The organism is Dictyobacter alpinus (assembly GCF_003967575.1).
In the GTDB taxonomy this organism is placed as follows: domain Bacteria; phylum Chloroflexota; class Ktedonobacteria; order Ktedonobacterales; family Ktedonobacteraceae; genus Dictyobacter; species Dictyobacter alpinus.
In genome coordinates this window covers 3780584-3797044 of sequence record NZ_BIFT01000001.1, presented here as the reverse complement: position 1 = coordinate 3797044, position 16461 = coordinate 3780584, and the positions used below count along the sequence as shown (strand labels likewise).

General features: G+C 48.2%; 10 protein-coding genes and 2 pseudogenes. 6 read left to right on the top strand and 6 right to left on the bottom strand.

Going from position 1 to position 16461, the window contains the following annotated elements; genetic code table 11:
- The first annotated feature begins 148 nt into the window (after positions 1-148).
- On the top strand, positions 149-751 hold the full coding sequence (locus EL633_RS14935) for a hypothetical protein (protein WP_126627945.1): 603 nt from the start codon (positions 149-151) through the stop codon (positions 749-751).
- Positions 752-756: 5 nt separating this feature from the next.
- Here EL633_RS14935 and EL633_RS14930 read toward each other — a convergent pair whose 3' ends face one another.
- The 3 genes from EL633_RS14930 to EL633_RS14920 all read right to left on the bottom strand — a co-directional run bounded on the left by EL633_RS14930 (position 757) and on the right by EL633_RS14920 (position 2510).
- Positions 757-1446 (bottom strand): HAD family hydrolase, encoded by a 690-nt coding sequence (locus EL633_RS14930; RefSeq protein WP_126627944.1) that lies wholly within the window; start codon positions 1444-1446, stop codon positions 757-759.
- 140 nt (positions 1447-1586) lie between these two features.
- Positions 1587-2267, bottom strand: coding sequence for a response regulator transcription factor (locus EL633_RS14925; RefSeq protein ID WP_126627943.1), 681 nt, complete (start codon positions 2265-2267; stop codon positions 1587-1589).
- A gap of 33 nt (positions 2268-2300) precedes the next feature.
- Entirely contained in the window at positions 2301-2510 is a 210-nt protein-coding gene (locus EL633_RS14920) for an Os1348 family NHLP clan protein (RefSeq protein WP_126627942.1), read from the bottom strand.
- A 672-nt stretch (positions 2511-3182) separates the two neighbouring features.
- Here EL633_RS14920 and EL633_RS14915 point away from each other — a divergent pair.
- Positions 3183-6494 (top strand): AfsR/SARP family transcriptional regulator, encoded by a 3312-nt coding sequence (locus EL633_RS14915; protein WP_126627941.1) that lies wholly within the window; start codon positions 3183-3185, stop codon positions 6492-6494.
- Positions 6495-6545: 51 nt separating this feature from the next.
- Here EL633_RS14915 and EL633_RS14910 read toward each other — a convergent pair whose 3' ends face one another.
- The 3 genes from EL633_RS14910 to purF all read right to left on the bottom strand — a co-directional run bounded on the left by EL633_RS14910 (position 6546) and on the right by purF (position 10798).
- On the bottom strand, positions 6546-7793 hold the full coding sequence (locus tag EL633_RS14910) for an MFS transporter (RefSeq protein WP_161982161.1): 1248 nt from the start codon (positions 7791-7793) through the stop codon (positions 6546-6548).
- A 175-nt stretch (positions 7794-7968) separates the two neighbouring features.
- Positions 7969-9258 (bottom strand): class I SAM-dependent methyltransferase, encoded by a 1290-nt coding sequence (locus EL633_RS14905; RefSeq protein WP_126627939.1) that lies wholly within the window; start codon positions 9256-9258, stop codon positions 7969-7971.
- A 61-nt stretch (positions 9259-9319) separates the two neighbouring features.
- On the bottom strand, positions 9320-10798 hold the full coding sequence (gene purF, locus EL633_RS14900; RefSeq protein ID WP_126627938.1) for an amidophosphoribosyltransferase: 1479 nt from the start codon (positions 10796-10798) through the stop codon (positions 9320-9322).
- A gap of 300 nt (positions 10799-11098) precedes the next feature.
- Here purF and EL633_RS38145 point away from each other — a divergent pair, with 300 nt between their 5' ends.
- The 4 genes and pseudogenes from EL633_RS38145 to EL633_RS38365 form a co-directional block, all read left to right on the top strand.
- Positions 11099-11371, top strand: coding sequence for an MbtH family protein (locus EL633_RS38145; RefSeq protein ID WP_126627937.1), 273 nt, complete (start codon positions 11099-11101; stop codon positions 11369-11371).
- Positions 11372-11392: 21 nt separating this feature from the next.
- Positions 11393-12163, top strand: coding sequence for a thioesterase II family protein (locus EL633_RS14890; RefSeq protein WP_126627936.1), 771 nt, complete (start codon positions 11393-11395; stop codon positions 12161-12163).
- A gap of 363 nt (positions 12164-12526) precedes the next feature.
- Positions 12527-16066 (top strand): annotated as a pseudogene (locus EL633_RS14885) (amino acid adenylation domain-containing protein); the annotation flags it as partial.
- Positions 16067-16153: 87 nt separating this feature from the next.
- Positions 16154-16375, top strand: a pseudogene (locus EL633_RS38365) (phosphopantetheine-binding protein); the annotation flags it as partial.
- Positions 16376-16461: the final 86 nt, after the last annotated feature.

Here is a 16461-nt window from a genome sequence, read left to right as displayed (position 1 = left end):
AACACAAAAATCGAACAATGTCTACTCTGATTGATGTACCGTTGCTGTCAAAATCAAAGGCTGCACATCTTTTCTTTTGATGCTTTAGTAGAATCTACACCAGAAAAAATCTTTATAAAACATCTTCGTACATTGCGTTCAGAGAGACATGGCTGCGGGCCATGGACTCCAGGCACTCTCGGATGCAGTCGCGCGCCAGATCGCATTGGCGCTCTTTCAGTTGAACATTACCTATACCGTAAGCTCTTCAATTGCAGAGCGCTGGCCTGCATCATTGTCCATGAGTACAATGCAACAAGACTGGGCTGCTGGGAGCCGTGTTCCCAATGTCCTTCTCGGCGGATCGTCTCTCGGTCAGGGGCCACGTCTGCTCCACGTGCTCAAAGAGGGGCAAGGAAAACAAATCTTGCTCATTTTTACAGGTTCAGAGGAAGACCAAACCATTCTCGATCACTTGTGTGACGTAGGACGCAGCGTCCAGCAGCGCTATGGAGAGAGCATTGCTGTCCATATGGTCGTGCCGCATCCCGCTGTCCAGAAGCGTCTGTCCTGGGCAGGATCAGTCCTGCTTGACGGTCGCACCCCCCTATCGAGCCTGCAAGGTCACTGTCATATTGAGCGCAATGGACTGAATCTCCTGCGTCCAGATGGCATTGTTGCCTATCGTTGCCAACCTGTACAGCCGGAGCATTTCTTTGCCTACCTGCAAAGATACTTTCTTGCCTCAGACAACCATCAAGAAAGGTCCTGATGTTTTCATGAAATGAGGGTCATAACATCACTGATAAGTGAGATGGATGGACCTTGCCAGATTTCTGCATCAGGGCGAATAGCATCCTTATCATTATCAGAACCAGTCAGTAGCACTGGATAGAGACCTGCGTTAGCTGCGCCACTGAGTTCGTGGCTGCTCCCATCTCCAATATAAAGGCAGTGTTTGGGATCAACATTGAGTCGCTCACACGCCAGTTGATAGATGCGTGCATCAGGCTTTTTGATCTTCACTGCGCATGACAGAATAGATGTATCAATGAGATGAGCCAATGATGTATGTGGCCAGTGAAGTTGAACCTCTATCGCGCAGTCACTAATCAACCCTAATTTATATCCGATTGAGTGCAAATGCGTCAGAATACGAATAACATCTGGACGAGGATGGAGCAGCTTGAGCGTGAAGTTTGACCAGAGATGGCATACATGCTGGATCTGGTTCGTTTTGGCATGTGTGTTGAGAAGGTGGCAGATATGCTCAACGCTGGCTTCAAGTGAAGAAAAATTGCCACAGGCACGTACATACCAGGTGTCAATAATCCATGTGGTAATAAACTCTTGCTCTGGGATGCGTAGAATATGGGCCATTTCTGCGAGTACGAGATGGCTTTGCTGCAAAGAAATATTATCAACCAGTGTCCCAAAAAGGTCAAAGATAACCGCCTGATATTTCATGTCAGGATCCTCCAAGGTAAATACAGCAGTAACAGATAGGGTATCGTTCAAGAATTGGCTTGTTCAGATGGAAAAGCAGCCCATACTGGACATCATGGGATCGTTCTTTTCCAGGTGCTATTCCGATTGTCTGTGGGCACTTATAAAAGACAAAGTTCCTGTGTTCGTAGAATTGCCTGTGCCCTGGAGGTGACATGTAATTTGCTATAGATGCGGGTAACATGGGCTTCGACTGTCTTAATTGTGACATAGAGATGTTTGGCAATGGAATAATTGTCTGCACCTTCGAGAATGAGTGCTAATACCTGTGTCTCTCTGGCAGTCAAAGAACCTATGTTATTTGAGGAAACTGTCAGGCTGTTATAAATTGCGCGCGCGTGAAAAATATTTCCTGTCACGCTGGCCTCGATCGCATTTTTGAGATCTTGTTCTGTTGAGGATGTATCGAGAATGCCCTGGATACCACTTTTGATGAGGAGACGAGAGGCTTCTGGGGTTACATTATCTGTGATGATAATAATGTTTGTTCGACGACCATATTGCTTCAGCAGTTCTATGATCATGAGCGTTTCTTTAAATGAAACCGATGTGCTCAGAACAACGATCTCCGGTTGTGTATGGTGTACTATCTCTCCTACTTCCGTCAGCGTATGTGCAGCCAGAACGGACTGGATATAAGGAAGTTCTTCAAGTGTTTTACGCAAAGGCCTCTGGAGCAAGAGAAATTTCTCGACTATGAGTGCGCTATATGTTAGCTGGTTCGTCGAGTCATTGTTGTGATAGTTTAAAGCTGTATCCTTTACTGGGAGCATGGTGTTCATCAAGAATCCTCCATATGTGCCCGTATTTGAACTTTATTGTTTAGGCGATAGGTTATCAATGATGCACTGGCTGAACTCAGCTAAATCATGAACATGAATGTGTTGCAGGACATGAATCTCTTCGGGTGAGAGCACAAACTCGCGTTCATAGATGGCATCAAGAGGGGAGGATAAGAGTTTTTTTTGAAATACTGGATCGATAATTGCTAATCCCAGTATTTCGTTTAGTATCGACCAAGACATGTTCCTCCCCTCTCGTTATCGTATTTGAGACAGGTACGTCTTGCATATATATCCTACTTACTAGGTCCAGGGGTCAATATCAGGATGCACGACCTTAAGAATAAGCATACCTACTATGGTGATAACGACTAATTGCTTATGATAGCAAAAAAACCAGTTGAAGCATTTTTGCTTTGTCTCAACTGACACAAGTTTTTGCATAGATGGAAGGACCTGTCTGGATTTATTTTTGCTTTCCATGGGATGCCCCTTTCTTCATAAGAGAAGCGAATTAAGGAATGAAGTTTTGTATGTACTCTTCAATGTCTTGTATAGATAAGAGTAGCCTATCTATGTTCCCATACTGTTGCCTATCTGTACCTGGTGTGTTTGGAAACAGGAGATGAACCCGTACTGCTTTTGTTGCCATGGCGTGTGTAACATTCCATTTGATCTGATTTTAATGCAATGATATCTGCTTATAAAGTTTAATGAGAGATTAAATTATAAAAAATAATACAAAGTATTTAAAAGATAAAAATAGTAGAAAAAAGCAAAAATCCTGCTGAAGCTGTTGTTTTTTCGTCGATGAACATAGTATACTAATAAATGTGAGCAGATTTGAACATATAATCTTTTTCGGTAAATAGTCCTATTAAAGGCGACTGTCTATTTCGGCTATGAGGAAAAAACGTGCAACCGAGTAATTTGACGTGGAAGTTGATAGCTCCGATTGTCCCTGAGGCATTGCTTCATCGTAGAGCCCTATTAAAAAAATTGCATCATGCACTGATTGAATCTTCGCCACAATATAAGCTCAGCCTGATCTGCGCTCCCGCAGGGTATGGAAAATCAACGCTCCTCGCTGATTTTGTATCCCAGTCCCCTATTTCTTATTGTTGGTACACTCTTGATCAAACCGATCGTGATCAACACACTTTTCTGCGTAACTTAGTTGCCAGTATTCGCTACCGCTTTCCCTCCTTTGGCCCGACGTTGGATCAACTTATTGCCCATTCTGCACGCAATGGAATGCATTATGGTGCAGGGGCGTCGGATCCAGGCACCATTATTGATAGTATTGTTGAAGCGATTACGCGAGAAATCACAGATCCCTTTCTTTTATTTCTCGCGAATTATCATGAAGTGAATGAAGCTAATGCCATTAATCAACTTGTCGATCGACTCATTCAATTGTTACCAACATTTTGCTCTGTTGTCATCGAGAGTCGTGGCACGCCCTCACTCAAGTATGCCTTTCTCCTTGCGCAACGCCAGATTTTTGCATTGAGTACCATAGATTTTCAATTTACGGCTCAAGAGATTAAAGAACTTGCTGCGATCCAGGGTGTTACTACACTTACAGAAGCGGAGATAGAGCAATTCATTACCTATTTCGATGGTTGGATCGTTGGGATATTACTCGGGACACGTCTTGGTGATATGCAGTTTTTGCAAACATACCAGCAAAATCAGGAAACACCTCACGCGATAGAATTACTTATTGATCAGGAAACCCTGTTTGAATATCTTGTGCAGGAAGTGCTTGGGCGAAAACCGGAGATGTATCAGTTCCTGGGAGAAGCTGTCGTTCTTCAGCAGATGTCCCCGATATTGTGTGCGTCGCTGCTTGACATCGAAGTTTCAGAGGTAACTGAGCGTTTAGGCTCGCTTGAAGTTCAGGGACTTTTCGTTTCCCATTATGAGGAGAAGGGACAGATTGTTTATCTTTGCCACCCGGTGCTCCGCGATATCCTCTGTAAGGTATTGTATACTCAGCGACCGGAGCGTTTTTTTCAACTTCATCAGCAAGCGGCACACCTTTTTTACTCCATGCAAGACTATGAATCTGCCATGTATCATGCGCTTGCGCTTGAGGATTCCTCTTTTGCGATAAATTTGATTATCGAAATACATGAACGCCTGATTGCTGAAGGGAACGTCGAAACGGTCGCTCGTTGGATAGGGAAACTTCCACAATCTGTCACAGCTTCTCACCCACTACTTCTCTTAATTGAGGCCAGGGTTTCTACTATCCTGGGCGATCAAGCCCATGCACTTGATGTCCTCATACAGGCGACCGAACTAGAGCAAGAGCTGCATCTGTTTGCTGATCAGGCGGTTCGCTTCCGGGCCGATGTGGCGATTGTGCGCAGTCGAGCGCTCTTTCAAGCCGGTGAATATGTTCAATCACGAGAAGGATTACGGGAAATTCTAGCCAGCGTACCCGCGAAAGAGTCCGCGTTGCATGCAGAAGCACACACCTTACTGGGCATTAGCGCGAACGTGCAAGGCAATATCAAGGATGGAATTGTGCATTTGCAGCATGCGCTCCAATATAGAGGAAGAGAGAAAGCAACGCGCCATGTTATTGATTTGCATAGTATGCTTGCAAGTTCTTACAGCTTGATGGGAAATTTTTTGCTTGCCGAGCATCACTTATCACGTGCTCTGACCCTGTGGAAGGATGTTCCCGATGAATACGAGAGAGTGTTTCTTCTCATGCGCATGGGTTTAATCAAACAGCGCCAGGGATTATATAATGAGGCAGAAGAGTCATTCTTGCAGGCACTTGCGGCCGCACGCAAGGGTGCTCGTTTTTTGCGCGGTGAAGCCTATACACTGGTTAATTTAGGCGAATTGTATCAGGAGCAAGAACAGTATCATCAATCATTAGAGATTCTAGAGGATGGATTGCGCTTATCGCGCCAGATTCAAGACATGTATTTGACCCGTGGGTCGCTACGAACGCTAGCGATTACCTATATGTTTATGGGCGATGCTGCTACGGCTTTGCTGATCTTAACCGAAGCTGAACATCTCTCGGACCAAAACAGAGATCATACCATTGAAGATGTGCAGTTAATGCTCACTCGTGGCACCATATTTTTATATATGCAGCGTTATGAAGAAGCATTGCAGATTTTATATGAGGCCAAAGAAGCATTTAGTGCTGCCCATCTCAAACAAGATGTGTTACGTGCCACGCTTCGACTTGCAGACTGTCAGTACGGATTGCAAAATGACGTGAATGGGGATACGTTATTGCAGGAAGTTATTTTGCACATACGCCCTGATGAGGATTATGAACGTCTATTGCGCTTTGAATTGAAGCATCTTCCGCATATCCTTGCTCGCATCACGGCGCAAGAGAAAGGCGACCCCGTTGAGAAACTTTTACAATGGAGAATCCAGGAGAAAAGCACTGTATCTTCATCGACTGCACCTGTAATTCTCACGAACACCAATCACCAGATCAAGATTCAAGCATTTGGGGAACCTGCTATCTTCGTGGATGATGTTATGATCACCCATTGGCGTAGAGCAAAGGCCATGGAATTGTTCTTCTATTTGCTAGACAAGAAAAAAGCGGTGCGCAAAGATCAAATTATTGATGACCTCTGGCCGGAGTGGGATACGATCAATGATCAGGCATTTCGCTCAACTGTCCATAGCTTGCGCAAAATCGTAGGAGAGAAAAGTGTCGTGTCAGGAGGGGGCCACTATTCGCTCGATCTCACCACTTCTTTTCGCCACGTCCTTTATGATGTCGAACTGTTTTTAACCTATGAGGAGCAGGTAAAAACAACGCTTTCAGGTAATAACTATGAACAAGCTGAAAAATGCTTGCGGGCCATGATTGCACTGTATCAGGGGGATTATGTACAATCTTTTTACAGCAACTGGTGCCTCTTCCAGCGTGATGTGTTAGGTCGTATCAACATGGATGCCTATGGAAAACTCGCGACGTTGTGCTTTCAGCAAGAGCGTTGGAATGAAAGCATATCCCTGTGGGAGCAGATCATAACGAGAGATCCCTACCAGGAAGAAGCCCATTATGGACTTATGCGTTGTTATGCGCGCATGGGGCAACGTAGTTATGCCTTGCGCCAGTATCAGCACTATGCCCAGCTATTACAGGATGAGCTTTCGGCCTCACCGAGCACAACGGTTCAGAGTTTCTATCAACAGTTAGTAAAATCGGAGAGCGACCCTCAGAATTGATCAGGTAGAGAGAAGAGCTTCTGAACCGCTGAAGACTCAAGGGCACCACGATCACTTATTGGTGGCCAGGGAATACGTTGTGCTGAGAAAAGCCAGATTCACAAGCACGAGGAGGCCCGCAAGGATATAGACGCTCCCCTGGATGTTCAACATCAGTGTTGCGCCCAGGCGGTCTCCGAAAAGGCTGGCAAGTCCCATGCCGGCCAGGCTGGCGAGTCCTTCAATTGCCAGGAATGCGCCGAAGACGCGTCCGCGAATTTTGTTTTCGACCAACGTCTGCAGCAATGAATTCGCCCCCACCACGATGCCTGTTCCTGGTATGCCGACAAGTGCAAAGAGGAGGCCGATAATAAAGAGGCCAGGGAGCACAAATGGGATATCGATAATGATGAGATCAATGAGCCCGAAAAGAGCGAGACATATACCAAGGAGTTTCGCAGGCGCGAAACGATTTCCTAGATTCCCGATCAGAACGCCCCCAGCCAGACTGCCTATGGCTTGAATAGAGCTGAGAAAGCCATAGACACTGGCTCCATAGCCAAGGACATGTTCGACAAACACGACTATCAGCACACCAAACACCCCCTCACCAATCGATTGGAGAGCGATCACCAATACAATAACTTTTAACGCTCTTTGTTGGAAGATCAGCTGTATACCCTCGCGCCATTCCTGAAATAAGCTTTTCCAATACAGCGGAATAGTAGATGGAGGAGCATGTTCCGCCTGGGGTAATGCAGCCATACGAATCAGTACGAGCATCAGACCCACAAACAGGAACGACAAAGAGTCAACAAGCGCAATGCCGCCCAGACCAAGTATGCCAACCAGAAGGCCGCCGGCGGCTGCCCCGAGGAGTCTTGAGGCGTTCTGGCTTACTGAGCGTAGCGCATTCGCTGGTATCAACAAATCTTCACTGACAAGGAGTGGAATAAGTGCGCTCTCAGCGGGCAGTGTGACCAGGGAGAGGCATGCTTCAAGAAACTGGACAGTATAAATAATCCATAAGCTGTTTTGATTATGCACAAGCAGCAATGGGAGTAGCCCCACAGCTTGTAAAAGGGTACACACAATCATTGTGCGGCGACGATCCCAACGATCGACAAGGACACCAGCGAAAGAACTGAAGAGCATCGGGATATTCCCGGCAATGAACATGATTCCTGTTTGCAGGGCTGAACCGGTGAGTATATAGATATAGATTGGTAATCCAATACGCAGGAGCCAGTCGCCAGTAAGTGAGATGAGGCTGCCAAGCCAGAGAAGTGTGAAGTTACGTTGGCGTAATGTCGCTAGCATGGTGTGTATCCTTTCAAACGTTCGTTCCTGGTGCTTGATCCAGCTTTCTGCCATCTGCTCGTGGGGAGATGCTAAGATTGTGGCTGATTTTTGTCCCATACCAGAAAACAGATGAGAGCACTTTTGGTGCAATATGTATGCACAGAAAAGGTGAAAGGGATAAGCATCAGTCGCTCTAAGAAACGGCCTGTAAATAAGGAAACAGTGAGGTCGTGAGTTTCAGTCTGAACTGGTTCACGATGTGAAATGTCGTTTTTACGCCAAGACGATTGAGATTCTCTTGCGCCGTTTTTTCAGGATCGAAATTGTCATATATTCTGCGTAGGGATCTCTCCTCAGGAGTTGCTGGGAATGGAATTTCCTTTGCAGAGAGTTCATACATGTGGGAGCTTTGCGGTGTAAGAATAAAGCTTCTCTGGGTCGTGGTGGGTTTAACGAATCTGGTAGCCAGGAATTCTTCACATATCTGCTGTTCAGTTTTCCGAGGCGCGACGTTATCTTTTCGTTGTACATAAAACCAGAGCATGGGAGAGTGATTGAGCTTGAGGTAGTTTGTGACTTGCCAGCGTCGCGAGTCGGGTAGCTGGTCATATTGGTGTTGTAGCTTGCTATCTTCGAATTCTATATTCCAGCTGAAGGTGCTGCTCGCCTTATCAAAGGGATTGAGGTATGGAGCCTGTAGACGCAGACCACATTGATCCAGTAGTGTTTCCATTGACTCTACAGTATAGTAGTGTTCGATTGGTTGCAAAAGGGTATCAGCGAGCATCGGTTCAGGGCAATCTCGATATTCGAGCAGAGAATCGTAGAGCGAAATTTCAGTGGTCGCATGCATGACCAGGGCTCTCGCGATAGCCAGTTCTTGCTCAAAATTTCTCTCGTGCGTCTTCTCATCTTGCGTGAGCAGCCTGATGGCCTTTTGAAAGGCCCGGATGGTCACGCGATGATACTCATTATAGACCATTACTTCTAACACACCGTTGGGTTTGAGGGCAGTTGCAATTTTTTTGAGCGAAGCGGCGGGATCAGTGTTATGGTGAATGACACCGGTGCAGATAATATAATCAAATGCTTCTACATAGGTGGCCTGATTAATACTTTCTTCTCGCAATTCCAGGTTGGAGATCTGAAGCTCTTTGGCGATAGTTGCACTGATATCAAGGGCGTTGCGCGAGAGATCAGAGGCGATGATGCGCGCATTGGGAAAGCGCAAGGCGGTGAAAATCGCTTGATTGGTTCCACATCCCGCGATCCAGATATCGGGATGGCGAGGGATCGTACGTTGTTGCCAGTCACCAATACTTTGATTGAGCATCACCGTCTCAAAGTCTGGATCGGTGAGATAGCTGAATTTCATGGGAGGCCAGGGATAAGGGAACCTTTTATAAAACTCTGTGTTTGCCGTATCGGCAACCTCTATCGAGTCGGTTTGCAATAAGCCTGCAGTCTGGTTAAGCTGTTTCATAAGCACCTCCGTCTTCTTTTTGATCGCATAAGAGCTAAATCCCGAGGGATTGTTTGGTACATTACGTCGGTAATACGGGGAGCAGGTCAGCTTGTAAGGGTGTGTTCATCCTGCTTTGCGGACGGAATGGCCATCCTCGTAGTGCCATACAACTGAAGCAATACTGCTCATCCAGACAATCGACGCTGCTCTCGCTACTCAAAGGAGTTCTGTGCGCGTTCTTCAACGCCGTATTGAGTCCTCTCAGGCTCAAATATCCCACGCTGTCGACCTGCAATTCCTCGGCGATCTCCTGCGTATCGCGTCCAGCTGCGATTAACTCGGTTTCCTTCGGAATATCAATCCCGAAGTGGCATGTATGACGAAGTGGGGGAGAACTGGAGAGGAGGTGAATCTCTCTTGCACCCAGTTGGCGTAAATGGGATGCGAGATGTTTTAATGTATTTCCGCGTACGATAGAGTCATCTACAATGATCAAGCGAGCGCCAAGAATCTTTGCTTTGACGAATGAGAATTTCTGAGCCAGGGCTTTCAAGCGCTCATTCTGTGTGGGTTTTATAAATGTACGATCGCTGTAGCGGTTCCTGGTAATGAGCTGTTCATAGGGGATGTTCGTTGCGTCTGCGTAGGCTATCGCCATAGGGATGGACGTTTCGGGCACTGGCACGACATAGTCTGCACGTCGCGGATATTCCCTTGCCAGTTCTCTGCCTATTTCCTGACGGATTGCATAGGTGACCGTCCCATTTAGCTGGCTTGTAGCATCTGCGAAGTAGATTGGTTCAAGGACACAGAGACGTGAGATGGGCGTAGTGGCGATGACTTCGCTACGCATTCCCTCGTCATCGAGCGTAATTAATTCTCCGGGATCGACCTGGCGAATAAACGTTGCGCCTATACGGTCAAGCGCGCAGGATTCAGAGGCTACGATCCAGGTATTATCTGTGTAGCCTACACAAAGGGGACGTAGGCCCCACGGATCACGTAAGGCATACAATTTGCCCTCGGCCAGGATCGTGAGGCTATACGCTCCACGCAAGCGAGGGATAATATTCATCAAACGTTCACGCATCGAATGGCCTGTATCATGCAGTAGCAGAGAGGCAATAATCTCACTGTCTGTTGTCGACGTGGTAAAGTAGTGGGGATGCCAGGCTCGTAGCACATCTGTATTGATGATATTCCCGTTATGTGCAAGCGCTAACGGTGGAATGGAGCCCTGGTCGTCCCTCACAACAAAAGGACCAGCATTTTCGATACAACTTGAGCCTGTTGTCGAATAGCGTACGTGCCCAATGCCACACTTCATTGGAGGAAATGTATCTGGATAGCCATCAGAAAACACCTCCTGTACTTTTCCCATGCCACAGCGATAGAAGAGTGTGTCTTCATTGTTATATATCGCTATGCCTGCACTTTCCTGTCCCCGATGCTGGAGAGCCGCTAGCGAAAGAAGCAGATGCTGTTCTGACTCATGGATCGCTTTGGGATTTCGTGTGTATATGCCCACAACGCCACATTTATCATGCAGACTTTCCATGTTATTGATGTCCTCTAATAGAGCAGAATGAGACACTGGAGTCGCTACATTAGCACTCTGAACACACTATACCGTGTTCTTCCCTCCTGGGCATCCATCATCACCCTATAAACGAAATGAGGGGAATCCCTATAGCGTAGATAGCTCGCGGTAGCAGCTAGCCGATCTCGATCAGTTGGCGAGTCTTTATAGGGGAATCCCTAAGCCCTTTTTTGGGGTATGGTTGGATGCCCTTTGATCCACGTCAGAGTACACTTGCTGGCAGAAGCTAATGAAAAAAGGATGAAAGGATGATTTTTCATGACTGTAAATGAGCAAGAGGATGCAAAAACATATCTCGTCGTTGTCAACCACGAAGAGCAATATTCCCTCTGGCCTCTTGGCAAGGAAATACCCATAGGATGGCGCGAAGCAGGGGCGAGCGGATCAAAGGATGATTGTCTCGCTTATATCAAGGATGTGTGGACTGATATGAGGCCTTTGAGCTTGCGACAGAAAATGGATACTGCCAGACACGAAACGAACATTGTTGCATACCGTGATGATGGATCATGTGAACCTGGACATTTTTAGAGGCTTAACTTTGGAGGCTCGGTGAAGACATCTGTAATCACGCAAAGTTCCTGGATACATCGGAACGACTTGAAGCCAGACGCACGTCTGCGCATCTTCTGCTTTCCGCATTCGGGGGGAGGCGCATCATTTTATCGCCGGTGGAATAATCTCAGCGGCCAGGAGATTGATGTCTGCCCGCTGCAATTGCCAGGACGAGAAAATCGTCGTAGCGAGGCACCGATGACACAATTTGATGCTTTGATAGAGCTGCTTGCAGATGTCCTTGCACCATATATGGGCACACCTTTTGTATTTTTCGGACATAGTCTGGGTGCATTGGTGAGTTTTGGGCTGGCCCGTTACTTACGTCGGCAAGGTAAAAAAAGCCCTCTCTATCTCTTTGTGTCGGGACGCCGGGCTCCTCAGATTCCTCGTGACGACAGTTCAGTCGCCAGGCTGACGGACAAAGAGTTTATTGAAAAAATCCGCCATTTTCATGGAACCGATGAAGAAATTCTGCAAAATCCGGAGTTGATGGAACTCTTTTTGCCTCTCCTTCGGGCTGATTTTTCAATCTATGAGTCCTTTGTATATACTCCTGAGCCACCATTTACGTTCCCGATCTCTGCCTTTGGAGGGCGCGATGATATCGGAGTCAATGTATCAAGTCTCATTGCCTGGAAGAGCCATACGGTTGGTACATTTGGATTGCATCAATTTCCCGGTGGCCACTTTTTTCTACGCGACGCTGAAGAACAGGTGTTGCAGCTCATCAAGGATGACCTGGCCCCTTTTTTAGGTGCCCTATAAGGGGACTGATCGGACAAGAACCGTATTTGTGGGGGCATAGCCATTGTGGAAGGAGGATGAAACGTGACTCAAATTGAAGAACAGAGACAAAGCCAGAGCAATGTACAAGCAATACGTGGACACCATCCATCAGCACTTGAGGAGATTGCGGCCCCATTACGTCTCCCTTATAGCAGGGGACAATCGCAAACTTCACCTTTTCTGGATGGTGAGTATGCTTATTCACTGGGGGGAGAGCTGGTTACGGAACTGAGGCAGGCGAGTCTGTCCGCCCAGGTTTCAAGCCAGGCCTTTCTTTTTGCGGCCTTTCAGGCATTACTCTATCGCTATACACTACGTGAAGATTTTATCTGCGGTCTTGAGATGCAGGATGATGATGGACAGCTAGCTATGCAGGTACATCTTAGAGGCGAAATGAGTGCTGATGACCTCGTACAACGGGTGCAAACACGACTTGATGTATCTGAGCGAGATGCGTTTTCTTCCTTGCATGAGTCCTCCTCGCCTCAGGTAATATTTCGTCTGGTTGTTTGTCCACCGACGGAGTATGAGTCCCGGCAGATTTCTGAACCAGCGTCCGGTTGTGAGGTCTTGTTTGAGCTAACTGAGGACGAACAGGCGATTCATGGGTCAATCCACTATACTATGCAGCTCTTTGATGCAACCGCGATTGTTCGTATGGCCGGACATTTCCAACGGATCCTGGAAGGAATGGTACAAAATCCGGTGTGCCTGCTCTCTCATCTTCCATTGCTTACCGACAAGGAGAGCGAACAGCTACGCTTATTCTCGACGCAGACGGCGGTAGATGGCACAGCACATGTGCTGGTGCAGCAGGCATTTGAGCAATGGGCCGAGCGTACGCCAGCCCAACTGGCGCTCACGTCTGATACACGTTCTCTTAGTTATGGCAAGCTCAATGTGCAGGCAAATCAGCTTGCGCACTATCTGCAAAGTCGGGGCGTGGGACCTGAAACGCTGGTCGCTCTCTATCTCCCCCGTTCGATCGAGCTGATCGTTGGTATGCTGGGTATCCTGAAGGCTGGTGGGGCATATGTACCAGTGGACCCCTCGACCCCTCCCGAGCGCTTGTCATTCTTACTCCAGGATACCGGTGTGCCCTGCGTCTTAACGACCCATGAACAGGCTGGTGCCTTCACTGATTATGTCGGGTCCCTTCTTTACCTGCCAGATGAGGTGTATGCCAGAGAAAGCGGTGCTAATCTGGTAAGCGACGTTGGTCGTCGAAATAGCGCCTATATTATCTATACCTCAGGTTCAACTGGCACGCCTAAAGGAGTTCAGATCGAGCATCAAAGCCTCACGAACCTGTGTCGCTGGCATCAGCGAGCATTTGCCATCACGTTGAATGATCGCGCATCCCAGGTCGCGGGTATCAACTTTGATGCAGCAGGCTGGGAGATATGGCCGTATCTGACGGCCGGTGCGAGTGTGCATTTTGTTGATGAAGAAACACGGATTACCCCTGAGAAGTTGCAAGCCTGGTTTATCGCTCATTCCATTACCATTGGTTTTCTGCCAACACCATTGATGGAGAGCGTCCAGCATCTGACATGGCCCCAGGCATCTCCACTGCGCTGCTTGCTGACTGGCGGCGACCGACTGCATCGCTTTCCATCACCGATGCTGCCTTTCGAGATTGTCAATAATTATGGGCCAACCGAGAACACCGTTGTATCGACATCTACCGTGTTGCCGAAGTGTGAAACCGCCGAGGAAGCGCCATCAATCGGAGGCCCAATTGATAACACCACAGCCCATATTCTCGATCCCTGGATGAATCCTGTTCCCATTGGGGTTGCAGGTGAACTCTATGTTGGTGGTATCGGGATCGCGCGTGGTTATCATGGGCGACCGGATCTGACTGCGGAGCGCTTCCTCCCTGATCATCTGGGGAAACAACCAGGTGCTCGACTCTATCGAACGGGAGATCTGGTGTGCTATCGGCTTGATGGAACCATTGAATTTCTGGAACGTATCGACTTCCAGGTCAAAATTCGTGGGTTTCGTATCGAGTTAGGTGAGATTGAGACCTCACTGAGTAGCCATCCCACTGTTGGTGATGTCATTGTGCTTGTGCGCGAGGATGAGGATGGCGAAAAGCAACTGATTGCCTATCTGGTGTCCGCTCACTCGACGCATGTCTCCCCATCCGAATTACGAACGTATCTGCGCCAGCGTCTTCCTTCCTATATGATCCCATCTGACTTTATCTGGATGGAGCAATTTCCACTGACGCTCAACGGAAAAGTGGATCGGCAGAAGCTTTCTGTCTTTCATCAGCAGCAGGTGGAAGAGCAGTGCATCAAACCACGCACTGAGATGGAGTGCTCCCTGGCAGAGATCTGGCAGGATGTTCTGCATATCGAGTGCGTGAGTGTTGAAGACGACTTTTTTGCTCTGGGTGGGTATTCGTTGCAGGCGACCCGGATTATTGCGCGCATCCGTCAGGCTTTTTCCGTCGAGGTGCCCTTGCACCATTTCTTCCGCACCCCAACGATAGCACGTCTGGCCGACTATGTTGAGCATGATGCTCAAGCGGAGCCACACCAACCTGGACTTGCTCTGACGAAGCGTTCAAGCATGGAGCTTCCTCCGCTCTCTTTTGCGCAGGAACGTTTATGGTTTCTGCATCAATTGGCCCCGCAGAGTGATGCTTACAATATACCGGTGGCGTTCCACCTGCGTGGTCCTGTCGATCATGAAGCACTGACAGATAGCCTCAACATGATCATCGCGCGGCATGAAGTGTTACGCACCCTATTTCGTACCATTGGGGGTGTGCCTGTTCAGACTATTGTGCCTCAATTGTCGATCTCTCTTGTCCGGCACGAAGTCAGCGCGGAGAGTGCCGATGAGCGCATGGCACAGGCCATCCAACTGGTGAGCAGGGAGGCGCACATACCGTTTGACCTGGTGCAAGGTCCGCTGCTCCGGGCAACGCTGGTCCAGGTGGGGGAGCAGGAACATGTATTTTTCGTAAACATGCATCATAGTATTACCGATGGATGGTCTTTGGGCGTACTTTGCCATGAATTAGGTGCCTACTATCGAGCCTTGACTGCGGGTGTCGAGCCGGATTTACCGCCCCTGCCGCTTCAATATGCTGACTATGCTGTGTGGCAGCGACAATGGCTGCAAGGAGCAATGCTCCATAGCCAGCTGGAGTACTGGAAAAAGCAGCTCCAGGGCGCGCCAGCGCAGCTGTCTCTCTCTTTAGAGCAGTTCGATGCTGGCAAGCAAACCGCAATGAAAGGGAAAACACGTTCCCTGCTCCTGCCCCAGACGCTGGTGCAGGCGCTAGCCAGGGTCTGTACACAGGAGAAGGCAACGCTCTTTATGGCGTTACTAACAGCGTTTAAGATGCAGTTGTGCTTATATACAGGGCAAACGGACCTCGTGCTAGGCACGCCGGTCGCCAGCAGAACCATGATTGAAGTTGAACCACTGATCGGTTTCTTTGTCAATATGCTTGTTTTGCGCACGAAGTTGGAAGGAGATCCTACCTATCAGCAGGTATTACAGCAGGTTCGTACAACCGCATTAGAGGCCTATGCGCACCAGGATCTTCCATTTGAGATGCTTGTTGATGCCTTACAGTTGCAACGCAGCGTTGATCATAATCCACTTTTTCAGGTTGTTTTTGCCCTGCAGGATACGTCTGGAGTTGTGCCGGCGTTTGAGCAGGTTACGGTAGAGCCGCTGACCATTCAGCTTGAGGATGCTCTTTTCGACCTATCTGTGGAAGTGAAAGAGGTGGCTGAGGGCTATGTCGTGACCGCGAACTATACAACGAACCTGTTTGATGATGAGACGATGCAGCATTTCTTGGATGATTACGAGCGGCTCTTGCAGCATATCAGCAGGAATCCATCCCTCCATCTTTCAGAGCTCTCACCGTCACCTGTTCTCCCTATTCCGCAAACATACAAGGTGATTCCCACAGAGACAGAGAAACGCCATGAACAGATGCGAGAGCATACGGGGCCACGCACGCCACTGGAAGAGATTCTTGTCGCTAGCTGGTCGCAGATTCTTAAGAAGGATGATATGAGCATCTGGGACAACTTTTTTGAGATCGGGGGACATTCCCTCCTGGCGGCACAACTGGTCTCACGGCTGCATGACATTTTTGAGATCGATCTCTCTGTACGGATCATCTTCCAGGCCCCGACTGTAGCTGGATTAGCGGAAGAACTTGTGCGCTGCGAGCCCTTCCCTGGACAGTTCTCGCTGATTGCTGAGATCTATCAGCAGGTGGATGCACTCTCTGATGA